General features: G+C 64.7%; 18 protein-coding genes and 1 riboswitch. Of the genes, 10 read left to right on the top strand and 8 right to left on the bottom strand.

Annotation, left to right across the window (positions count from 1 at the left end):
• Positions 1-33 precede the first annotated feature (33 nt).
• Positions 34-492 carry a hypothetical protein gene (locus BJG93_RS10265; protein WP_027198183.1) on the bottom strand — a complete coding sequence of 153 codons (459 nt, stop codon included), beginning with the start codon at positions 490-492 and terminating at the stop codon, positions 34-36.
• Positions 493-1093: 601 nt separating this feature from the next.
• On the opposite strand from BJG93_RS10265, the gene BJG93_RS10270 reads away from it, so the two are divergent.
• From BJG93_RS10270 to BJG93_RS10295, 6 genes are all read left to right on the top strand, one after another.
• On the top strand, positions 1094-1495 hold the full coding sequence (locus BJG93_RS10270; protein WP_027198184.1) for a GreA/GreB family elongation factor: 402 nt from the start codon (positions 1094-1096) through the stop codon (positions 1493-1495).
• A gap of 79 nt (positions 1496-1574) precedes the next feature.
• A riboswitch (TPP riboswitch) is annotated at positions 1575-1692 on the top strand.
• 89 nt (positions 1693-1781) lie between these two features.
• Complete coding sequence (gene thiC / locus BJG93_RS10275) at positions 1782-3716, top strand: phosphomethylpyrimidine synthase ThiC (RefSeq protein ID WP_027198185.1); 1935 nt, start codon at positions 1782-1784, stop codon at positions 3714-3716.
• A 152-nt stretch (positions 3717-3868) separates the two neighbouring features.
• Positions 3869-4093 (top strand): glycine zipper 2TM domain-containing protein, encoded by a 225-nt coding sequence (locus tag BJG93_RS10280; protein ID WP_027198186.1) that lies wholly within the window; start codon positions 3869-3871, stop codon positions 4091-4093.
• A 131-nt stretch (positions 4094-4224) separates the two neighbouring features.
• The gene (locus BJG93_RS10285) at positions 4225-4704 is read left to right on the top strand and encodes a hypothetical protein (RefSeq protein WP_027198187.1); all 480 of its coding nucleotides are present in this window, start codon (positions 4225-4227) and stop codon (positions 4702-4704) included.
• A 294-nt stretch (positions 4705-4998) separates the two neighbouring features.
• The gene (locus BJG93_RS10290; protein WP_027198188.1) at positions 4999-6597 is read left to right on the top strand and encodes an L-lactate permease; all 1599 of its coding nucleotides are present in this window, start codon (positions 4999-5001) and stop codon (positions 6595-6597) included.
• 303 nt (positions 6598-6900) lie between these two features.
• Positions 6901-7827, top strand: a complete 927-nt coding sequence (locus tag BJG93_RS10295) for a DMT family transporter (RefSeq protein ID WP_034480060.1) — start codon at positions 6901-6903, stop codon at positions 7825-7827.
• An 86-nt stretch (positions 7828-7913) separates the two neighbouring features.
• Here the strand turns inward: BJG93_RS10295 and bamC are convergent, their stop codons facing one another.
• Complete coding sequence (gene bamC / locus BJG93_RS10300) at positions 7914-9146, bottom strand: outer membrane protein assembly factor BamC (RefSeq protein WP_027198190.1); 1233 nt, start codon at positions 9144-9146, stop codon at positions 7914-7916.
• 342 nt (positions 9147-9488) lie between these two features.
• Here bamC and BJG93_RS10305 point away from each other — a divergent pair, with 342 nt between their 5' ends.
• Positions 9489-9953 (top strand): DUF2844 domain-containing protein, encoded by a 465-nt coding sequence (locus BJG93_RS10305; protein WP_027198191.1) that lies wholly within the window; start codon positions 9489-9491, stop codon positions 9951-9953.
• 76 nt (positions 9954-10029) lie between these two features.
• Positions 10030-11307 (top strand): DUF3443 domain-containing protein, encoded by a 1278-nt coding sequence (locus BJG93_RS10310; RefSeq protein WP_027198192.1) that lies wholly within the window; start codon positions 10030-10032, stop codon positions 11305-11307.
• Positions 11308-11351: 44 nt separating this feature from the next.
• Here the strand turns inward: BJG93_RS10310 and BJG93_RS10315 are convergent, their stop codons facing one another.
• A complete protein-coding gene (locus BJG93_RS10315) occupies positions 11352-11801 on the bottom strand; it encodes a hypothetical protein (RefSeq protein ID WP_027198193.1) in 450 nt (149 codons plus the stop codon).
• A 205-nt stretch (positions 11802-12006) separates the two neighbouring features.
• On the opposite strand from BJG93_RS10315, the gene BJG93_RS10320 reads away from it, so the two are divergent.
• On the top strand, positions 12007-12633 hold the full coding sequence (locus BJG93_RS10320) for a cadmium resistance transporter (RefSeq protein WP_027198194.1): 627 nt from the start codon (positions 12007-12009) through the stop codon (positions 12631-12633).
• Positions 12634-13049: 416 nt separating this feature from the next.
• On the top strand, positions 13050-14756 hold the full coding sequence (gene leuA, locus BJG93_RS10325; RefSeq protein ID WP_027198195.1) for a 2-isopropylmalate synthase: 1707 nt from the start codon (positions 13050-13052) through the stop codon (positions 14754-14756).
• 128 nt (positions 14757-14884) lie between these two features.
• On the opposite strand, the gene BJG93_RS10330 is transcribed toward leuA, so the two are convergent.
• From BJG93_RS10330 to BJG93_RS10350, 5 genes are all read right to left on the bottom strand, one after another.
• Positions 14885-15664, bottom strand: coding sequence for an amino acid ABC transporter substrate-binding protein (locus tag BJG93_RS10330; RefSeq protein ID WP_027198196.1), 780 nt, complete (start codon positions 15662-15664; stop codon positions 14885-14887).
• Positions 15665-15756: 92 nt separating this feature from the next.
• On the bottom strand, positions 15757-16995 hold the full coding sequence (boxA, locus tag BJG93_RS10335; protein WP_027198197.1) for a benzoyl-CoA 2,3-epoxidase subunit BoxA: 1239 nt from the start codon (positions 16993-16995) through the stop codon (positions 15757-15759).
• Positions 16996-17051: 56 nt separating this feature from the next.
• Positions 17052-18479 carry a benzoyl-CoA 2,3-epoxidase subunit BoxB gene (gene boxB, locus BJG93_RS10340; RefSeq protein WP_027198198.1) on the bottom strand — a complete coding sequence of 476 codons (1428 nt, stop codon included), beginning with the start codon at positions 18477-18479 and terminating at the stop codon, positions 17052-17054.
• A gap of 56 nt (positions 18480-18535) precedes the next feature.
• Positions 18536-20215, bottom strand: a complete 1680-nt coding sequence (gene boxC / locus BJG93_RS10345; RefSeq protein WP_027198199.1) for a 2,3-epoxybenzoyl-CoA dihydrolase — start codon at positions 20213-20215, stop codon at positions 18536-18538.
• A gap of 115 nt (positions 20216-20330) precedes the next feature.
• Positions 20331-21317, bottom strand: a complete 987-nt coding sequence (locus BJG93_RS10350) for a helix-turn-helix transcriptional regulator (protein WP_027198200.1) — start codon at positions 21315-21317, stop codon at positions 20331-20333.
• Positions 21318-21434 lie beyond the last annotated feature (117 nt).

Below are 21434 nucleotides of genomic sequence, written 5' to 3' on the forward strand. Positions count from 1 at the left end.
GCGTGGGATGAGCCCGACAAAATCTCGCTCGGCTCAGTCGTAACTGATCACCACCGTCACGCGCGTGTCCGTATCGGTACGCTTCGCGTTCAACGACAGCACGCCGCCCGTGCGATCGACCGCGTAGTGGCCGTCGCGGGCCGTCGCGACGCGCCCGGTGCCGTCGACGAAACGCGCCGCCAGCAGATCGCGTGAGCTCGTGCTGCCGTTCACGTCGAGGGCGACGTCGGCCCCGCTGACGAAGCCCGGCGGCGCGCTGAACGTCACGGTGCGCGAGAAGCGCTGACCCGCCACGCGCGCGCTACCGACAGCGACGCCGGCGGGCGCCGTCTCCGCGCTGATCTGCATCTGCGGTGCGACGATCATTCCCACGAACCGGATCACTCCGCCCGTCACCTTCGATGCCGCCGGCGCCGCTAGCGGCGCGGCGAGCAACGCCGCGACCGCGATCGTGCGACCGAACGATCGCCACCGCCTTCTTTCCGCTTTCATGTGCACCTCTCTCCGGTCACTCGGCGCGAGTCGCCTCGCGCCCTTCACGCGCCATCCCGCGAATCGCTTCGCCGGAGCGCGGCCTTCGCTGCACTTCGTTTAACGGCAATCTTCCGAGTGGCTTGAACGCAATGCGGACCACATCACTTCCATCTGGCACCGCACAAAGCGACAAATCGACGGGGCGCGACGCCGCGAACAGAAGTGCGCGAGACAGCGTGCTAACATGAACCTTTCGTCTCGCTGCTGCCGCGCGGCCTCCGGTTTTGTCGCGCGACACTTCCCATTCGCTCTGCTGTCAACACTTGGTCGTTTTGCCCGTGACTTCTGTGCGTCGTCCGACCTTTCGTGCTCTCTCCCGCTTGCGCCCATGCCGCGCAGGCGGCTGGGCGCCCGCGAGCGTCGCGTCGCACGGCACCGGCGAGACGTCCCGAACGCTCCCGCTTCACGCCGCCCGGCGCCTTCGCTGACGTAGCCCGCTGATACCTAGGGCCGCGTCGCCGGGCTCCGGGCTTTCCCATTCGCTCACTCACCCGCCAACCGCCCGCGTTGGGTCGTTGCACGCGGCCTTCCTTCACCGGTCCTATCTGGAGTGATGATGATGAAGAAGATCAAAACCTGCTATCTGACCGAACTCGACGTGGCCCGCCTCGAGAAATACGCGGCCGCCGACGCCAAGCTGCAGCAGATGCTCGACGACGTGCTCGAACGCGCGGTGATCGTCGACTCGCACGACATCCCCGCCGACGTCGTCACGATGAACTCGCAAGCAACGCTGATCGATGCGGCGAGCGGCGAGCAGATGACGTGGACCGTCGTCTATCCGCCGAACGCGGATTTCGCGCAAGGACGCCTGAACGTGTTCTCGCCGGCCGGTCTCGCGCTGCTCGGCGCGCGCCGCGGCGAGAGCATCCGCTTCACGCCACCCAGCGGCGATCAGCAAGTGCTCAAGCTGCACAAGATCCTGTATCAGCCCGAAGCCGCCGACGATTTTTCGCTGTAAGCCGGATGTTTCCTCGCTGTAAGTTTTTGAACCATTCGGACAGGTTGCCAAACCGCGGGCGAGCGGTGTATCGTGTGCGCTGCTAACGCGGGGGTCCTGCGTAGCGCGGAGCTGGAGGTCCGTGTTGCGTGGGTGAGAAATACCCTTTGAACCTGATCTGGATAATGCCAGCGCAGGGAAGCGTACGGATTTCGCACCCTGCTTTAACGGCCTCAGTTCTCCGCGATTTCCGACCACTTCCATCTCAGTCTCCTGCTTAGCCGCCCCACTTTGTACGGAGACTTACATGAACGCCAATCCGAAGTTTATTTCCGCCGAAGCCCATGTGGACGAGGCGGCCGTCGCGCCGTTGCCGAATTCGCGCAAGGTCTACGTGAGCGGCTCGCGCCCCGACATCCGCGTGCCGATGCGTGAAATCTCGCAGGCCGACACGCCCGACAGCTTCGGCGGCGAAAAGAAGAATCCGCCGATCTACGTGTACGACACGTCGGGCCCCTACTCCGACCCGGACGCGAAGATCGACATCCGCGCCGGCCTACCCGCGCTGCGTCAGGCGTGGATCGAGGAGCGCGCCGACACCGAACCGCTGACGGGTCTATCGAGCAGCTTCAGCCGCGAGCGCGCCGCCGACCCGGCCACCGCGCAGCTGCGTTTTCCGGGACTGCATCGCACGCCGCGCCGCGCGGTCGCCGGCGCCAACGTGACGCAGATGCACTACGCGAAGCAAGGCATCGTCACGCCGGAAATGGAATACATCGCGATTCGCGAAAACCAGCGCCGCGCCGAGTACCTGGAGACCCTGAAGACGAGCGGCCCGAACGGTGCGAAGCTCGCCGCGATGATGGGCCGCCAGCACCCCGGCCAGGCATTCGGCGCGAGCGCGTTCGGTCCGAACGGCCTCACCGAAATCACCGCGGAGTTCGTGCGCGAGGAAGTCGCGCGAGGCCGCGCGATCATCCCGAACAACATCAATCACCCGGAAAGCGAGCCGATGATCATCGGCCGCAACTTCCTCGTGAAGGTCAATGCGAACATCGGCAACTCGGCGGTGACGTCGTCGATCGGCGAGGAAGTCGACAAGATGACGTGGGCGATCCGCTGGGGCGGCGACACGGTGATGGATCTGTCGACCGGCAAGCACATTCATGAAACGCGCGAATGGATCATCCGCAACAGTCCGGTGCCGATCGGTACGGTGCCGATCTATCAGGCGCTCGAAAAGGTCAACGGCAAGGCTGAAGATCTCACGTGGGAAATCTTCCGCGACACGCTGATCGAGCAGGCCGAACAAGGGGTCGACTACTTCACGATCCACGCGGGCGTGCGTCTGCAATACGTGCCGTTGACGGCGAACCGGATGACCGGCATCGTGTCGCGTGGCGGTTCGATCATGGCCAAGTGGTGTCTCGCGCATCACAAGGAAAGCTTCCTGTACGAGCACTTCGAAGATATCTGCGAAATCATGAAGGCCTACGACGTGGCCTTTTCGCTCGGCGACGGCTTGCGTCCCGGTTCGATCTACGACGCGAACGACGAAGCGCAACTGGGCGAGCTGAAGACGCTCGGCGAGCTCACGCAGATCGCGTGGAAGCACGACGTACAGGTGATGATCGAAGGTCCGGGCCATGTGCCGATGCAGCTGATCAAGGAGAACATGGACCTGCAGCTCGAGTGGTGCGATGAAGCGCCGTTCTACACGCTCGGGCCGCTGACCACCGACATCGCGCCGGGCTACGATCACATCACGTCGGGCATCGGCGCCGCGATGATCGGCTGGTTCGGCACCGCGATGCTGTGCTACGTGACGCCGAAGGAACACCTCGGCCTGCCGAACAAGGACGACGTCAAGACCGGCATCATCACGTACAAGCTTGCCGCGCATGCCGCGGACCTTGCGAAAGGTCATCCGGGCGCGCAGGTGCGCGACAACGCGCTGTCGAAGGCGCGCTTCGAATTCCGCTGGGAAGACCAGTTCAATCTCGGTCTCGATCCGGACAAGGCGCGCGAATTCCACGACGAAACGCTGCCGAAGGATTCGGCCAAGGTCGCGCATTTCTGCTCGATGTGCGGCCCGCACTTCTGCTCGATGAAGATCACCCAGGACGTACGCGAATTCGCCGCGCAACAAGGCGTGACCGACGACGAAGCGCTCAAGAAAGGCATGGAGGTGAAGTCCATCGAGTTCATGAAGCAGGGCGCGGAGATTTATCAGCGGCAGTAAGCGCCGTGAGCGGCTTGCGCGATTTACGCGAGCCAGCGCAGCAGTAGCGGAGCCCGCCCACATGGCGGGCTTTTTTATTCCGCCGCGGGCTGGCACGTTGCGTGCTGAACAGAGGAAAACGTCTGTTTCCAACAACGAACGGAGTGAGCATCATGAAATCGATCCGTCAACTCGGGACTCGTGTTGGCACCATCGCGGCCACCATTTCACTCGTCGCGGGCCTCGCGGCATGCAACGACATGTCCCCGCGTACACGCGACACCGCGATCGGCGCGGGCGTCGGCGGTGCGGCCGGCGCGGCGATCGGCGGCAACGGGTGGTCGACGCTGGGCGGCGCCGCGGTGGGCGGCGTCATCGGCAACCAGGTCGGCAAGTGAGCGTTGCGTCCGAGCGTGGAAATAGACTGAAATATACGATTGCGCTTTTGCCGCAGCGTTGCTGCGGCAAAAGCGTAAGCTCCCCACAATGATGTCGCGCGAAGCGGCATCGGTTCATCGAGGAGCGCGCCATGAAGTCCCGCATCGTCACCCATCTTTGCGTGGTGCGCCGCGCGACGCCACTCGATTCATCCCGTTGTCTCGCAAGATTCGCGCGGCCCGCCGCCGTGATTTCCACGCTCGCCTCGAGCCTCTTTTTAGCAGGTTGTTATTACCCTGCCGGCTACTATCCCGCCGCCTATTACCCGTCGTACTATGCGAGCGCGCCCGCGACCACCGCCGACCCAACCGCATCGACGGCCGATTCGCAGCAGCCGCCTCAAGCCCACGCGCAAGCACAGGTCGCGCCGCAGGATCAGCAGCCCGGTTATGCGGTCCCCGCGCCCGTGTATGTGGCACCGCCGGTCTACCCCGCCTACTATCCGCCACCGGTTTATCCCTACCCCGCTTATTACGGCTACCCCGCGTACTACGGACCATCGATCGCGATCGGCTTCGGCGGTTATTGGGGCGGGCACTGGGGCGGGCATTGGGGCGGGCACCACCATTGACGTCTCTTCTGTCGTCGCGAAGCGTGCTCGCGCCGGCACTGCAGCAGCCGGCACGCACATTCCTGCATAAGCCGTTTTGGCGCGCGTGTCGCATACCACAGCGCCTACCCGCCCGTACTTTCCCGGCTTGACGCGCCGGTATGGCGCCCTATCCTTGGAAAGCTTCACGCAGCACCCGCTTAACTCAGGCGGCGCCGCTTTGTCGAGGCCACTCGCGAGCGTCCGCCGAGCCACAGCGACGCGCCGTCACGCGCAGTCCCCCGCGTCGAATTACACAACAACGAAGGAGACGTGATGTTTCATCAACTACTCACACCGGTCGGCAATTCGCTTTTTCCGTCCTTCATCGTCGCCGCGCTGCCGATCATCGTCGTGCTCGCGCTGCTCGGCTGGGCGCGCAGGCCCGCGTGGCAAGCGTCGCTCGCGGGACTGATCGTCGGTTTGATCGTGGCGATTTCCGTCTGGCAGTTTCCGGTCGGGCTCGCGTTCAATTCGGTCGCGGCCGGCGTCGTGTTCGCGATCTGGCCGGTCATGTGGATCGTATTCACGGCGATCCTGCTGTACAACATCGCGCAGCGCTCGGGTCGCTTCGCGGCGTTCCGTCTGTGGATGATCGACAACCTGCCGAACGACCGGCGCATCGTGCTCGTCGTGGTCGGCTTTTCGTTCGGCGCGCTGCTCGAGGGCATTTCCGGATTCGGCACGCCGGTCGCGATCACGAGTTCGCTGCTGATCATGCTCGGCTTTCCAACGCTCGAGGCGCTGACCTTCACGCTGATCTTCAACACCGCGCCGGTCGCGTTCGGCGCGCTCGGCGTGCCGATCACGGTGCTCGGCGCGGTCACGCATCTGCCATCCGATATGCTCGGGAAAATGGTCGGGCGGCAATTGCCTTTCTTTGCCGTCCTGCTGCCCTTCTATGTGATCGGCGTGTACGCGGGCTTTCGCAACATGCTGCGGATCTGGCCGGTGCTGCTGGTGTCGGGCGTGAGCTTCGCGCTGACCCAGTTCGTCGTCTCGAACTTCGTGAACTACAGCCTGACCGACGTGCTGTCTTCGCTGGTTTCGCTGATTGTCACCGTCGCGTTCCTGCGCGTCTGGAAGCCCGCCGCCGATCCGAAATTCGCGGTCAACGTCGATCGCATCAGCGACGTACGTGGCAAGATCGGCGGCGCGCAGGGCTGGTATCCGTGGATCATCGTGTCGGTCGTCGTGATCGTCTGGACGATCGCGAAGATCTTCACGATCGGCGACATCAAGGTGGCGTGGCCGGGTCTCGACAAGGCCGTGTTCATCACGCTGTACAACACGCCGTACGGCGCGATCTGGGACTTCCAACCGCTCGCGACCGGCACCGCCATCCTCGTCGCCGCGCTCATCACCGCGTTCATCGTACGGCTCTCCCCGGCGGAGTTCGGCAAGGCGATCGCCGATACGTGGGTGCAGACGCGCATCGCGATTCTGACCGTGGCGACGATCGTCGGCCTCGCGTATCTGATGAACTACTCGGGACTCACTTATACGCTCGGTCTCGGCGCTGCGTCGGTCGGGCCGCTGTTTCCGCTCGTATCGGCGTTCCTCGGCTGGGTCGCGGTGTTCCTGTCGGGCAGCGATACGTCGGGCAACGCATTGTTCGGCAATCTGCAGGTGGTCGCGGCCAATCAGCTCAATCTGAATCCGGTGCTAATGGCCGCGACCAACTCGTCGGGCGGCGTGATGGGCAAGATGATCTCGCCACAGAACATTTCGACCGGCGTCGCGACCACCGAGTTGAAGGGCAAGGAAGGCGTCGTGTTCGCCAAGACCTTCAAGCATTCGATTCTGCTGACGGTGCTGCTCGGCGTGCTCGTCTGGGCGCAGCAGAACTTCCTGCAGTGGATGATTCCGCATTGAGGTCGCGCCGATAACGGCGCGAGGCGAACCACATCGTTTCGCACGGCCGCCCGCGTGTCGCGGGCGCCGCTTCACAGGCCGCTTCACATGCCGCTCCCACCGCCGCTGCGCCGGATCGCAATTTTTCTCACATATCCGTGACAATTGCTCGTTTGGCGCGCGCCCTCGCAGCGCTTACGATCGACGTCACCAGACGCGGCCGTCTACCGGATGTTGCCGTTTCATCCAGCACTGAAACATTCGCGCGCTCGCGCTGTTACGATGCGCTGGCGTCGCGACTCAACTGCGCGCGGCGCCATTCCAATGAAAGCCAGAAACCTGCTGCAACTACTGATCCTCGCCGCGCTGTGGGGCGCGTCGTTCCTGTTCATCCGCGTCGGCGTCAGCGACTTCGGCGTCGCGCCGCTGATGGCGCTGCGCGTCGGCATCGGCGCCCTCTTTCTCGCGATCGTGCTGATCGCGCGACGGCCGCTGCAACAGTCGGTCACGGTGTTGCGCGAGCGCGCGCTGCCGCTGCTGGTGGTCGGCATTCTCAATTCGGCGGCTCCGTTCTGCCTGTTCGCGTATGCGGAGCTGACGCTGTCCGCGGGCGTCACGTCGGTGATCAATGCGTGCGCGCCGCTGTGGGGCGCGCTGGTCGGCTTCCTGTGGTTGCGCGACCGGCTCAGCGCGTTGCGCACGCTGGGTCTCGTGATCGGTTTTCTCGGTGTGCTGATGCTCGTGTGGGATCAGATCGCGGCGCCGGCCGGCTCGGCCGCCTCGCCGCTTACCGTCGCGCTCGCGGCCGGCGCCGCGCTCGGCGCCACGCTGCTCTATGGCATCGCCGCCAACTACACGAAGCGTCACCTGACCGGCGTCGACGCGCTGAGCGTCGCGACCGGCACGATGATCGGCGCGACGATCGTGCTGCTGCCGCTCGCGGTGATCTACTGGCCCGCCGCTCCGATTTCGCTACGCGCGTGGGGCGCGGTGATCGCGCTCGGCGTCGCCTGTACCGGCGTCGCGTACATGCTGTTCTTCCACCTGATCGCGGTCGCCGGGCCGACACGCGCGATCACCGTGACCTTCGTGATTCCGATCTTCGGCATTCTGTGGGGCGCGTTGTTTCTCGGCGAGACGGTGTCACCGGGGATGCTCGAAGGATGTGCGGTGATTCTGGTCGGCACCGCGTTGGCGACCGGCGTGGTCAAACGCTTGCCGTGGGTAGGAACGCGGCGCGCGGATACCTGAGTACGCGAATTTGGCCAAAAAAAAACCGCCCGGATTTCTCCGGGCGGTTTTGTCGAACCGGCGGTGTTGGCCGCGAGGCTCTCGTGTCAGCGTAGCTGGTCGACCATCAGGCTCATGATCTGCTTGGCCTGGGAGCTTTCGTCGAGTTGCCCCTTGTCGTCGACCACGGCCACGCGGGTCTGGTTCGGCGTCACCGCGCGTACGTTCACGCGATACTGCTTGGCGACCTTCTCCTTCTTGCCGTGGAAGACCTGGCTCCAGAAGCCCTGCTCGGCCGACGACAGATCCTTCGGATCGACGTAGCGCACAAAATACAGGCCGCGGCTCACGTCGCGGTCGTCGACCGTAAAGTTGCTGCGGTCGAGCGCGAGGCCCACGCGCAGCCATGCGCGGTCGTACGGCTCGCCGAGGGTGAGTTCGGTGGACGAAACCTGCGCCGACGCGTTCGCCGAATCCGCGTCCGGCATCGGTTGCTGGGCCGACAGTGCGACGTTCTGCGCGGCGACCGCGGCCATCCCCGACTTCGCACCCGCCGTCGCCGCGTTCGGCGCGATCTGCGTGCCCGCCGGCGACAGTTCGGCGTTGCGCGTGCCACCCGCGTTGGCACCCGAATCGGCCCGCGAGAGCGAGACCATCAGACGCTTCAGATACTCCTGTTCAAGCGCCGGGTCATTCGGCTTGGGCTGCCATTGAGTCGACTCGTTGTTCGTGCCGGTGAGCGCCTCACGCATGCCTTTCTGGCTCACGAACACATAGGTGCCGCCGTTCGGCGCCGCTTCGAGACGGGTGCGGTACTTATTGCGCTCCGAGTTCACGTAGCTGTTGCCCATCGCCTTCGACAGCGTGTTGCGGATCAAGCCGTCGTTGATCTGCGCATGGGTTTCGTTCCAGTCGGTTTCCATCACACCCTTGTCGCGCTGGTCGACGACGAGCAGGAAGCCCTGCTCCTGCCAGAAGCGGCGGATTTGCGGCCAGGCCTGATCGGGCGTTTTATTGTCTAGCACGAGCCAGCTTTCGGTGCCGTCGCGCTGGATGTGCATGCCCTGCACGGGCGGCACGACCGCGGCCACGTCGCCGGCCGGCGCCTTGGCCTGCACCTGTTTGAGCGTGGACAGCGAGGTTTCGCCGCCCTGCGGCGGCAGCGAACGCTGATCGGACGTCTCGTCGATCATGTTCGGCGGGACGGCAAGCGATACCTGCTTCGAACGGGAGTCGCTCTTGTAGTCGATTTTGGTCGGCGACGAGGTGCCGCAGCCGGCGACCAGACCGCCTGCCACGAGCATTGCTGCAAACCGCTTGGTGAGACGAAGATCAGTCATGTTCGGGGAATCCTTCCGCAACGCCACGGCAAGTTCCGTGGATCAACCCAACATTTTACCGGTCCCGGCGAGGTGTGTGCAAAAACTGGGGTTTGCCCGCAAATTCTATTTACCTTCCTATGAGGTAAATTTAACACCCCCTAACACTTTCGAGTTGACATCGGGAGTGTGCGAGGATCTCGCCGGAGGCTTGCCGAATCAGCGCTTCCGGTCTGCATGCGGCTTGATTTTCGCGATGCCGGGCGGCCACATCCGCCGCGGTTCGCGAAGAGCACCAAAAACCGAGGCGACGTCAAACGAGTTGCCTCAATAAGAATCACGGCGCCAAACGAGGAAGGCCACATGTACAAGTCGTGTCTCAATCCAGCTGCGATCGCATCGGTTGTCGCCCTCGTCGCGTGCTGCGCGAGCGTCGGCGCGCATGCCGAATTGGGCGGCACGATGCCGAGCCAGGCGGTGCCGGGCGCGGGCGCGCCGCGCATGCTGCTCAATGGCGCACTGCGCGAGCGCACGTGGACCGACGCCGGCAATACGACCATCAACGAATATGCGACCAGCACCGGCCAGATCGTCGCCTACGCGTGGCAAGGCCCGACGATGCCGGATCTGCACGCGCTGCTCGGCAAATACGGCGACTCATACAAGACGGGCGCCTCGGCGGCGGCCGGCAGCGGCAATCTGCACGCGTCGCGGGTCACGCGCCCGGACGTGATCGTCGAGTCCGGCGGACCGATGCGGGGCTACGTCGGACGCGCGTGGCTGCCGGCGGCTTTGCCCGCCGGTGTCACCGCCGACGACATCCAGTAACGCGTGCGCTCCGCACGCGTTGCGCGCACCCCGCGCACCCTTCACGCCTGAGATCCATCCGACGGACCGCCACGCCATGAAATCCGCCCTGCGTTTGCATGCCCTGCTTCTCTTCGGCTGCGCGGCCCTCGTCGGCTGCGGCGGCGGAGGCGGCAGTTCCCCGGCCAGCTCGCCGGGCTCGTCCGGCTCGGGCTCGACGCCGTCAACGATTACGCCGACCTCGACGAGCAGTGCCACAAGCCCGTCGAACACGACGCAGAGCACCAACGTACCGCAATCGACGATGGCCAATGTGCAGCCGGTCACGGTCGGCGTATCGCCAGGCAACACCCGCAACATGCTGACGACGAGCGTCACCGTCTGCGAGGCCGGCACCAGCCACTGCGCGACGATCGACAATATCCAGGTCGACACCGGCTCGAACGGCCTGCGCATCCTCGCGTCGGCGCTGCCTACGACCCTGTCGCTGCCGGCCATCACCGCGGGCAGCGGCGCGAGCGCCGAGTGCGCGGTGTTCGGCAGTGGCTACGCGTGGGGCGCGATCCGCACCGCGGATGTTCGTATGGCGGGCCAACAGGCGTCATCGATTCCGATCCAGGTGATCGCCGATACCGCGCTGCCCGCCGCGCCCACCGATTGCGCCAACTCCGGCGCGTCGCTGCTCACGGTGTCGAGCCTCCATTCGAATGGCATCCTCGGCGTCGGTCTGTTTCCGGTCGACTGCGGCAGCGGCTGCTCGAGTTCGGCGTTGCCGCGCTGGTACTACAGCTGCTCGACGAGCGGCTGCACCGCGACCGCGCAGCCGCTCGCGCAGCAGGTGACCAATCCGGTCAGCAGCTTCCCGATCGACAACAACGGCGTCGTCATCGACCTGCCGGCCGTCGCCGATGCGGGCGCGGCCAGCGCGTCGGGCTCGCTGATCTTCGGCATCGGCACCCAGGCGAACAACACGCTGACGAGCACGAACGTCCTCAAGGCAAACTCGGCGACCGGCTATGTGACGACGACCTCGGGAGGCCAGACTTATGCGGTGAGCTATCTCGACAGCGGCTCGAACGGCCTGTTCTTCCACTCGACGCAGTTCCCGTTGTGCGGCTTCTGGTACTGCCCGACTTCGACGCTGTCGGCGAGCGCGTCGATCACTGGCATCGATGGCGCGTCGAGCACGGTGTCGTTCGACATCGGCAATTCGAGCACGCTGTTCGCGTCGTCGAACAATGCGTTCGACAATCTCGCCGGCAATGCGAGTCAGGGCTTCGGCTGGGGCTTGCCATTCTTTTACGGCAAACGCATTTACACGGCGATTGCGGCGCGCGATACGTCGGCCGGCCAGGGGCCGTATTACGCGTTCTGAGGTGGATTGGGTGGATGCGCAGCGCGCGCGTGGCGATCGCGAACTCAGCCGGCCGCGCTAGCCGGTTGCGGGACCGGCGTGGCGAGCTTCGCCGGCGCGAGCCAGCGGAAAACGTCCAGCTCTTCGCCGTGGAACGTACATTCGGCGGCGGCGGGTGTGCTGAGCTTGTTCGGCTCGGCCGGCTTCGCGGCCACCTTGACGTCCGACGCCGACGCCGCGAGCGGCGCGGAAGCCGCGAGCGTCGCGGAAGCCGCCACCTCGGATGCGCTGACCAGATGCTCGATCGATCCCTCCACCACGACGCGCGAGCCGCGAATCGCGGCCCCGCGATGCGTGACCCGCAGCGTATCGGACGACATCGCCGACGGCGCCTCCGCCAGCTTGCTGCGCATCAATTGCTCGCATGCGCTCGAGTTCCGCGTGGCCATCGTGCAGGCCGCCAGCAGCGCCGCTGCGCTCGCGATACAGGCGATTGAGAGGATGCGGATCTTCATCGATGTTCCGTTGTTTTAGGCGTCGGTCATTGTAGCTCACGCCCTCGCCGCGCGGCTCCGCGGCTCCCTGCCGCTTGACCTGCACGCGGCGCATCGGCATCGTGTTGGCCGCCGCGCCGTCGATGGCGCAGCCGGCCGCCGGTTAGGCCACGTGGCGCGGCAAATTCCAAGCAACGCTTCCCCCAGTAACGACCCCGGCTTTTCCATGCTTAGCCTCGTCCTGCTCGCGATCGTCGCCTACGCCGCGACCAATATCGACAATCTGTTCGTGCTGCTCGGCTTTATGACCGAAGCGGGCGCCCAGCGGCGCCACGTGGTGGCGGGACAGTACGCGGGATCTCTGATCCTCGTTGCCGCCGCGCTCGTGCTCGCGGCCTTGCTTACTCACCTGCCGGCCGGTTATGTGGGCCTGCTCGGCTTGCTGCCGATCGTGGTCGGCTTCCACAAGGGATGGCAGCGCTTCGGTCCCGGCCATGCACAGCGCAACGCCAGCGAGGCTAGCGAGGACAGTCAAACGAACGTTCCGCCATCCATTCGCGGCTCATCGAGCTGGACCGTCGCGAGCGTTGCAATCGCCAACGGCTCGGACAACCTCGCGGTCTACGTGCCGCTGTACGCGAGTCATACGCCCGCCGGGAACGCGCTGGTTTCGCTCGTGTTCATCGTCATGATCGGACTGTGGTGCGCGGGCGCGGCATGGCTCGTCGATCATCCGTTGCTCGGCGCGCCGGTCCGGCGGTACGGCTCGGCGCTGCTGCCGCCGATCCTGCTCGCGATAGGCGTATCGGTGATCGTGAACAACGATACGCTACGGCTTTTGTTCGGCGGGTGAGCAATGCGGGGGCCGGTCGAAGCACTGGCCGGGCGTCGAAGAAACTTCGCTACCCTTTTCATCTTCGGTTCTGCTCGGTGAATCGACGACGCCTCGTGACGTCAGCCATTGCGGCCGCATGCCCGCGTCTGCAACCGGGCATGCCGCAGCCCGCGCTGACTCGGCCCTTGACGCACTCTCAATAATATGGTCCCATTGCGCACTATGTACCGCGCCCAGACCACCCTATCGCTACTACTAGCCCGCTCTACCGGGCTAGGTCTGCTGCTGCGCGCGTCCGCTTCTCTCTGATACACCGAAGCATCGCTTGAATCCCCAGTAACTGACCCAGCCCCGGTTTCCGACCGGCGGCCCAGCATCGCGTTTTCGTCGTCCGGTCGACACCCGTTCCACGGTTCCTCCCTCGGATGATGAAAATGTTGAAAAACCCTGCTACCAAGTACCGTTCGTTCAAACCGATCGATTTGGCCGATCGCCAGTGGCCGTCGCGCACCATCACGCGCGCGCCGATCTGGATGAGCACCGACCTGCGCGACGGCAACCAGGCGCTGTTCGAGCCGATGAACGCCGAGCGCAAGATGCGCATGTTCAAGACGCTGGTACACATCGGCTTCAAGGAAATCGAAGTCGCGTTTCCATCGGCATCGCAGACCGATTTCAACTTCGTGCGCGAGCTGATCGAGGGCGGCCACATTCCCGACGACGTGACGATCGAAGTGCTCACGCAGGCGCGCGACGATCTGATCGAGCGTACTTTCGAATCGTTGCGCGGCGCCCCCCGCGCGATCGTCCATCTGTACAACGCGACCGCGCCGGAATTCCGCAAGATCGTGTTCGGCCTCGAAAAGAGCGGCGTGATCGAACTCGCGCAGAAGGCCGCGCGCACGATGAAGCGCCTCGCCGACGCACAGCCGCAAACGCACTTCACGCTGCAATACAGCCCCGAAGTGTTCAGCGGCACCGAGCTCGAATTCGCGAAGGAAGTTTGCGACGCGGTGTTCGACATCTGGCAACCGACGCCCGAGCACAAGGCGATCGTCAATCTGCCGGCCACCGTCGAAATGGCCACGCCGAACGTCTACGCGGACCAGATCGAATGGATGCACCGCAATCTTGCGCGGCGCGATTCGCTGATCGTCTCCGTCCACCCGCATAACGACCGCGGCACGGCCGTCGCCGCCGCTGAGCTCGCGGTGATGGCGGGCGCCGATCGCGTCGAAGGTTGTTTGTTCGGCAACGGCGAGCGCACCGGCAACGTCGACATCGTCACGCTCGCATTGAATCTGTACACGCAGGGCGTCGATCCCGAGCTCGATTTCTCGAACATCAACGAAGTCGCGCGCACGGCCGAGGAATGCACGCAGTTGCCGGTGCATCCGCGTCATCCGTATGTCGGCGATCTCGTCTTCACCGCGTTCTCGGGCTCACACCAGGACGCAATCAAGAAAGGCTTCGCCGTGCAGAAGCCGGACGCGATCTGGGAAGTGCCGTACATGCCGATCGATCCGAGCGACCTCGGCCGCACCTACGACTCGGTGATTCGCGTGAACAGCCAGTCGGGCAAGGGCGGTATCGCGTACCTGCTCGAGCAGAGCTACGGCGTCGTGTTGCCGCGCCGTTTGCAGGTCGATTTCAGCTCGTCGGTGCAACGTTGCACCGACGAGAGCGGCCAGGAAGTCACGCCCGTGCAGATCTGGGAACTGTTCCAGCAGGAATACGTGCGCACGGCGGCACCGGTCCGCTATATCAGCCACAGCCTGTCCGAGGCGGACGGCCGCGAGCACATCAAGCTCAATGTCGAAATCAACGGCACGCCGCGCGTGCTGACGGGCGCCGGCAACGGCCCGCTCGATGCGCTGATGCACGCCTTCGACGTGCCGGTGCGCATTCAGCACTACGAGGAACGCGCGCTCACGCAGGGCGCCGATGCGCGCGCGATCGCGATCGCCGAAATGGCCGGCGCCGATGTGGCCGGCAGCGCGTTCGGCGTCGGTGTCGATGCGAACCTGATCACCGCGTCGATTCGCGCGGTGATCAGCGGTGTCAACCGCGCCTATGCACGCGTGAACGCGGACGCCCAGCAGCGCTTTTTCGACGCCGCGCTGAGCGACGCGACGGTGTGAGGCCGCGGTCTGCCGCGTTGAACCTGCGGCGCGCCGCGGGTTAGCCGGGCTGACAGCAACAAACAAGGGGCGTCTCGACGCCCCTTGTTTTTTAATGTCGATTGATCGGCCGCAGCGTCGGCCGGGTTTCAATGAAACACGTCCCGGCCGAAGTACTTCAGCGAAATCCGCTGATATGTGCCGTCTTTTCTCATGCCGGCGAGCGCGTCGTCGATCGCCACCCGCAGCTTCGGGTTGCCCTTGCGGATCAGCACGGCGGACTTGTCGCTGCTGTCAGGCGACGTGTCGACCGCGACGACCTTGATCCTCGCGTCGGGCTGGCGCTTCTTGTAGTCGAGAAACGACAATGAATCGTTGACGGTCGCGTCGACTCGGCCCGCGACCAGCAGATCGATCGATTCGTCGAAGCCCAGCGCCGGAATCACCTGCGCGCCGTGCGCCGCCGCGATCCGGCCGACGTTGCTGGTTAGCGTATTGGCCGACTTCCGGCCCTTCAGGTCATCGAAAGATCTGATCGTCGTGTTGTCCGACGCGACGATCAGCACCGCACGCGACGTGATGTACGGGTCCGAGTAATCGTATTTGAGCTTGCGCTCGTCGGTGATCGCGACTTCGTTGATCACCGCGTCGTAGCGATTGACGTCGAGACCGGCGATCAGTCCTTCCCATTTGCCTTCGATGAATTGCGGCTTGACGCCGAGACGCTGCGCGATCGCACTGGCAAGTTCGACGTCGAAGCCGGTCAGCTTGCCCGCGTCGTCGTGATAGGTGAACGGTGCGTAAGTGCCTTCGGTGCCGATCCGGAACACGCCCGATGCCTTGATCTTCGCGAGATCGTCGGCACTCGCCGGATGCGCGAGTGCGGCCTGCAACAGCGCGATCATCGCGAGTGAACGAATCGGCTTCATCGGACGGCTCCGGCTGAGTGGCTGCGAGGGCCGACTGTAGCAAACCGCCCGCGATTTTCAAAGCGCTCCGTGTGGGCGCGCCGGCGCGCCGCTCAGTATGTCTCCAGATGCAGCCGCCCTTCGCGCTTGAGCTTCGTCCACAACGCTTCCCAATCCAGCTGATGCTGCTCGCCGATGTCCTGGAGCGCCTGCAGCACACCGTCCTCCATGCCTTTGAGGCCGCACACGTAGATATAGGTGTTGTCGTCCTTCAGCAGATTCGCGACGTCCGAGCCGCGTTCGCGCATCGCGTCCTGCACATAACGCTTGGCCTGCCCCGGCGTGCGCGAAAACGCCAGCGTCGTGTCGATGAAATCCTTCGGCAGATTGGTCAGCGGTCCAAAGTACGGCAGCTCCTGCTGGGTGCGCGCGCCGAAGAACAGCATCAGCTTGCCGGTCGCGCCTTTCAGGCGCTTGCGCCGACGGTACTCCGTCATCGCGCGCATCGGCGCGGAACCGGTGCCCGTGCAGATCATCAGCAGATGCGAGTTCGGATGATTGGGCATCAGGAAGGTGCTGCCGAACGGGCCGATCACGTTGACCACGTCGCCCTTCTTCAGATCGCACAGATAGTTGGAGCAGACGCCGTCGATCGCATCGCCGTGCCGCTGCGACACGCGCTTGACCGTCAGCGATACGTTGTTATAGCCAGGCCGCTCGCCGTCGCGCGGACTGGCCACCGAATACTGGCGCGCGTGATGCACGCGGCCGTCGGCGGCAGCGCCCGGAGGCAGAATGCCGATCGACTGGCCTTCGAGCACCGGAAACGGCGTCGAGCCGAAATCGAGCACGATGTGATGGATGTCGCTCGACGTCGCGCCGTCGGTGAGCCGGTAATTGCCGACCACCGTCGCGGTGGTCGGCGCCTTGTGCGTGTAGAGATTCACGTACGGCTTGGCGGCCGACCACGGCGGCACGACCGCGCCGCGCACGATGTCCACTTCGATGCCGTCCGCCGCCGCGGAACTGTCGCCGGACGCGCAAGCGGCCGTCGCTTCGTCAGCCGGTACCGCCATCGTGTTCTGTTCCGGCAGCACGTCCCACGTGAACTGCTCGTCGATCGCATAGGCGTCGGCCTTCAGCACCGTGCGCCAGTTGTCGATCGCGCCGGTCGGGCACGGCGGCACGCAGGCCATGCAGCCGTTGCAGACTTCGGCCTTCACGACGTAGTTGTTGCCGTCGTGCGTGATTGCGTCGATCGGACAAGTCTCTTCGCAGGTATTGCAGCGAATGCAGATCTCCGGATCGATCAGATGCTGCCGCAGAACGTCGACCGATACTGGGCCGTTCATGACTTCCTCCACCTGGTAATACGGCGCGCGCGGCGCGCTTGCCCGCGTCGCCTGCTTCAGTTGAAGCGCACGTATTCGAAATCGACCGGCTGACGGTTCACGCCCATCGCGGGCGGCGCGATCCAGTTCGCGAACTTGCCCGGCTCGGCGACGCGGCCCATCAGCGACGCGACGAACGCGCGGTCTTGCGGCGTCGCGAGCCACGTCGCTTCGTTCGCGGCCCATTCGGCTTCGCTGAGCACGCGGCCGTCGGGCGACACCCGCGTGCCTGCGAACGTGCCGATCTGCCGGTTGAACGCCTTGTGCGGCACCGTCATGCGAAAGTCGATGCCGGCCTTCTCGAGCACCTTGTTCCAGCGGCCGACGCCCGCGATCGAGTCCTTGATGTAATCGTCGCGCAACACTTCGTTCATCGCGTTGAGCATCGGCACCTCGCGCTCGACGAGCCTGCCGTCCTGCACGTCGAGCAGCCGGTAGCCATGCTCGTTCAGGCGATGATCGTCGTCGCGCTTGCCTTCCTCGTAGCGGCCCTTCAGACCCGAGCTATAGAACGTCGCCGCATTCGACGAATGATCGGCGCCGAACAGGTCGATCGTGACCGAGTAATGGAAGTTCAGATAGCGCTGGATGGTCGGCAGATCGATCACGCCGGCCGCGCGGAGCTTCGCGACATCGTCGGTGCCGAGCTCGTTCATCACCTGCGCGGTGCGCTGAATCACGCGCGACACACCCGATTCGCCGACGAACATGTGATGCGCTTCCTCGGTCAGCATGAACTTTGTCGTGCGCGCGAGCGGATCGAAGCCGGACTCCGCGAGCGCCGACAACTGGAACTTGCCGTCGCGGTCGGTGAAGTAGGTGAACATGTAAAACGCGAGCCAGTCCGGCGTTTGCTCGTTGAACGCGCCGAGAATGCGCGGATTGTCTTCGTCGCCCGAGCGACGGCCGAGCAAGGCTTCGGCCTCTTCACGACCGTCGCGGCCGAAATAGCGATGCAGCAGATACACCATCGCCCATAGATGACGGCCTTCCTCGACGTTCACCTGAAACAGGTTGCGCAGATCGTATAGCGACGGCGCGGTCAAGCCGAGGTGACGCTGCTGCTCGACCGAAGCCGGCTCCGTATCGCCCTGCGTGACGATGATCCGGCGCAGATTCGCGCGATGCTCGCCGGGCACATCGTGCCACGCGGTTTCGCCCTTGTGCTCACCGAAGTGGATCTTGCGATCCTGCTCGCCCGGCGTGAGGAAAATGCCCCAGCGGTACGCCGGCATTTTCACGTAATCGAAGTGGGCCCAGCCGCCCGCGTCGACGCTGACCGCGGTGCGCAGATAGACGTCGTAGCCATGCGATCCTTCCGGGCCCATCTCGCCCCACCACGACAGAAAGTTCGGCTGCCATTGCTCGAGCGCGCGCTGCAGCGCGCGGTCGTCGGCGAGGTTGACGTTGTTCGGAATCTTTTCGCTGTAGTTGATCGAGGACATGGTGGGTTTCCTAGGTCTGTTCCCTGCTCGGAAGCTGCAGTGACGAGAGGCGCCTATCACACGCGCGACACATCGAATTGCGCCTTGCTGCCCTTGCCGTACACCTTGAGCGCACCCTTCTCGCCCACTGCGTTCGGCCGGTTGAAGATCCAGTTCTGCCAGGCGGTGAGACGGCCGAAAATGCGCGTCTCCATCGTTTCCGGCCCGTTGAAGCGCAGATTCGCTTCGAGGCCTGTCAATGCGTCGGGCGACATCGCCGCGCGCTCCTCGAGCGCGATGCGGATTTCGTCGGCCCAGTCGATGTCGTCCGGCGCGGCGGTGACGAGACCGAGACGCTCGGCGTCGACTGCCTTGACCGGCTGGCCGATCAGCGCGCGCGCCGCGCCGAGCGGCTCGGCTTCTTCGTAGAAGCGCCGCGCGAGCCGCGATTGATGCGTCACCATCGGATACAGACCGAAGTTGACTTCCGACAGCGTGATCGCCGGCTCCTCATCCTCGTTGTCGGGCAGCGCGGCCATGTAGGTGCGATCGGCGGCGAAGGCGAGTTCGGCGAAGGTGCCGGCAAAGCACGAGCCCGGTTCGATCAGTGCAAAGATGGAACGCGACGACACGTCGATGCGCGCCAGCGTGCGGCGCAGCATGCCGATCGTTTCGCGCACGAACCAGTGATCCTTGTGCTGCAGCAGCGTCGCGTCGATCGCCAGCAGGTCACGCGCGTCGCCTTCGGTCTTGAACACCCAGGTGCCAATGTCGAGCGCGTTGGTGCGCATCGTCAGGATCGCGTCGTCGAGTTCGCGCGCGAATTGCAGCGGCCACCAGTTCGCGCCGGCCGCGACGATCGCGGCGAGCTCGCTCGGTTGCGCGGTGTGCGGCGCGCGCGCGGTGAAGGTCGCCACCCGTTTCGCGCGATCGATCGCGACGTCGACCGTTTGATAGCCGATGCCGTCTTCGCGATCGGTGCGTTCGATGCGCGTCAGCGCGACGCCCGGCGCATCGGCCGGACGATCGCTGTGCGCGGCGAGCTCGAGCGCACGCGCCTGAATGGCCTGCTCGAACCGGTTCGGCTTCACGACTTCGTCGACCAGACGCCAGGCCTTCGCGCGTTCGCCGCGCACGCCCTCGACCACCGTGCAAAAAATGTCCGCGCGATCGTGGCGCACCTTGCGTTTATCGGTCACCCGCGTGAGACCGCCCGTGCCCGGCAGCACGCCGAGCAGCGGCACCTCCGGCAGCGACACGGAAGAGGAGCGATCGTCGATCAGATAGATTTCGTCGCAGGCGAGCGCGAGTTCGTAACCGCCGCCCGCGCATGCACCGTTGACCGCTGCTAGAAACTTTAGGCCCGAATGGCGCGACGAATCTTCGAGCCCGTTGCGAGTTTCGTTCGTGAACTTGCAGAAGTTGACCTTCCACGCGTGCGACGACAACCCCAGCATGAAAATATTCGCGCCCGAGCAGAACACGCGGTCCTTCAGGCTCGTCACCACCACCGTACGAACTTCGGGATGCTCGAAGCGAATGCGCTGGAGCGCGTCGTGCAGCTCGATGTCGACGCCGAGGTCATACGAATTGAGCTTCAGCTTGTAGCCGTCGCGAATGCCCCCGTCCTCGGCGATGTCGATGCCGAGCGTCGCGACCGGACCGTCGAAGCTCAGCGTCCAGTGCTGGTACTGCGACGGATCGGTGCGGTAGTCGACCGGCGCGGCCTGAGCAACGGCGGTAGGTGCTGTGGACATGGGGCGTCTCCTGATTGGACGATACAGTCTGTTTTTTTGAACAATAGTGCATCACCATATCCGAGTAAAGCATTTTAGTGCAGTTTTTCGGGGAAACCCTGGCCCCTATGCCGGGTCAGTTCACGCGCGCTTCGTCGGGCGCTTCCGCCGCGAGACGCGCGGCGAGACGGTCGCGCAGCTGCAGATAGGCGTCGGCGAGCGTCTTCTCGCTGGTGTCGAACGTCATGTCCGCGCGCCCGTACAGCTCGGCGCGGCCGGCGAGGATGCGCTTCAGGTCGTCCATCGCTTCGCGGTTGCCGGACATCGGCCGCAGATCACCTTGCGCGACCACGCGGCGCATATGCTCGTCGGGCGTCGCCTGCAACCACACGGTGAAGCAGTGCGACAGCAGCACGTTGAAGGTGCCCGATTCCGACACGAGCCCTCCAGGCGACGCGATCACCGCGTGCGGATGCTCGTCGACCACCGCCTCGAGCGCGCGATGCTCGTAGCGTCGATAAGCACTCGCGCCATACAGCGCATGGATCTCCGACGGCGGACAGCCCGCGAGCTGTTCGATCACGCGTGTGAGCTCGATGAACGGCACCTTGCGCTCCTGCGCGAGCATGCGTCCGAGCGTCGATTTGCCCGCGCCGCGCAGGCCGATCAGCGCGATGCGGTCCTTACGATGCGGGTCGCGCGGCGCCTGCGCGAACATCTCCGCGAGCGCGATGCGCGCACGCTGCAGCGCCGCCTGGTCGCGGCCGTGCAGCAGCTCACGGATGAGCAGCCATTCGGCGGACGCGGTGGTTTCGTCGCCGAGCACCTCGGCGAGCGAGCAGTTCAACGTCGCCGCGAGCTGGCGCAGCACCAGCACCGACGCATTGCCGACGCCCGATTCGAGGTTCGCCAGATGCCGCTCCGACAAACCGGTTTCGGCCGCCAACGTCTTGCGCGTCATGCCGCGGCGTGCGCGCAGCAGACGCACGCGCTCGCCCATCGCGGTCAGGAACGGATCGCGCTCTTCACGCTCGGCGGCGCGTTCACCCGCACGTTCGGTACGTTCGGCGCGGAGCGCGTCGTCGGTTTCGTCCAACGGTGCAGGTGGGTACTTTTGATTCATTTTTTGCAACCTCGTGACGTCGATACATGTACTATAGTGCTTGACATGCATCAGGTGAACGGTTTAATTTTCCGCAAAAGCTGACCGAATCACAAACACAGCGTTGCGTCGCTGTAG

The sequence above is a fragment of the Paraburkholderia sprentiae WSM5005 genome (assembly GCF_001865575.2).
Classification (GTDB): Bacteria; Pseudomonadota; Gammaproteobacteria; order Burkholderiales; family Burkholderiaceae; genus Paraburkholderia; species Paraburkholderia sprentiae.

What these genes read in the sequence shown, in the direction of transcription:
- BJG93_RS10265 (WP_027198183.1), bottom strand. Translation starts at nt 492, where the DNA reads ATGAAAGCGGAAAGAAGGCGGTGGCGATCGTTCGGTCGCACGATCGCG.
- BJG93_RS10270 (WP_027198184.1), top strand. Translation starts at nt 1,094, where the DNA reads ATGAAGAAGATCAAAACCTGCTATCTGACCGAACTCGACGTGGCCCGC.
- thiC (WP_027198185.1), top strand. Translation starts at nt 1,782, where the DNA reads ATGAACGCCAATCCGAAGTTTATTTCCGCCGAAGCCCATGTGGACGAG.
- BJG93_RS10280 (WP_027198186.1), top strand. Translation starts at nt 3,869, where the DNA reads ATGAAATCGATCCGTCAACTCGGGACTCGTGTTGGCACCATCGCGGCC.
- BJG93_RS10285 (WP_027198187.1), top strand. Translation starts at nt 4,225, where the DNA reads ATGAAGTCCCGCATCGTCACCCATCTTTGCGTGGTGCGCCGCGCGACG.
- BJG93_RS10290 (WP_027198188.1), top strand. Translation starts at nt 4,999, where the DNA reads ATGTTTCATCAACTACTCACACCGGTCGGCAATTCGCTTTTTCCGTCC.
- BJG93_RS10295 (WP_034480060.1), top strand. Translation starts at nt 6,901, where the DNA reads ATGAAAGCCAGAAACCTGCTGCAACTACTGATCCTCGCCGCGCTGTGG.
- bamC (WP_027198190.1), bottom strand. Translation starts at nt 9,146, where the DNA reads ATGACTGATCTTCGTCTCACCAAGCGGTTTGCAGCAATGCTCGTGGCA.
- BJG93_RS10305 (WP_027198191.1), top strand. Translation starts at nt 9,489, where the DNA reads ATGTACAAGTCGTGTCTCAATCCAGCTGCGATCGCATCGGTTGTCGCC.
- BJG93_RS10310 (WP_027198192.1), top strand. Translation starts at nt 10,030, where the DNA reads ATGAAATCCGCCCTGCGTTTGCATGCCCTGCTTCTCTTCGGCTGCGCG.
- BJG93_RS10315 (WP_027198193.1), bottom strand. Translation starts at nt 11,801, where the DNA reads ATGAAGATCCGCATCCTCTCAATCGCCTGTATCGCGAGCGCAGCGGCG.
- BJG93_RS10320 (WP_027198194.1), top strand. Translation starts at nt 12,007, where the DNA reads ATGCTTAGCCTCGTCCTGCTCGCGATCGTCGCCTACGCCGCGACCAAT.
- leuA (WP_027198195.1), top strand. Translation starts at nt 13,050, where the DNA reads ATGTTGAAAAACCCTGCTACCAAGTACCGTTCGTTCAAACCGATCGAT.
- BJG93_RS10330 (WP_027198196.1), bottom strand. Translation starts at nt 15,664, where the DNA reads ATGAAGCCGATTCGTTCACTCGCGATGATCGCGCTGTTGCAGGCCGCA.
- boxA (WP_027198197.1), bottom strand. Translation starts at nt 16,995, where the DNA reads ATGAACGGCCCAGTATCGGTCGACGTTCTGCGGCAGCATCTGATCGAT.
- boxB (WP_027198198.1), bottom strand. Translation starts at nt 18,479, where the DNA reads ATGTCCTCGATCAACTACAGCGAAAAGATTCCGAACAACGTCAACCTC.
- boxC (WP_027198199.1), bottom strand. Translation starts at nt 20,215, where the DNA reads ATGTCCACAGCACCTACCGCCGTTGCTCAGGCCGCGCCGGTCGACTAC.
- BJG93_RS10350 (WP_027198200.1), bottom strand. Translation starts at nt 21,317, where the DNA reads ATGAATCAAAAGTACCCACCTGCACCGTTGGACGAAACCGACGACGCG.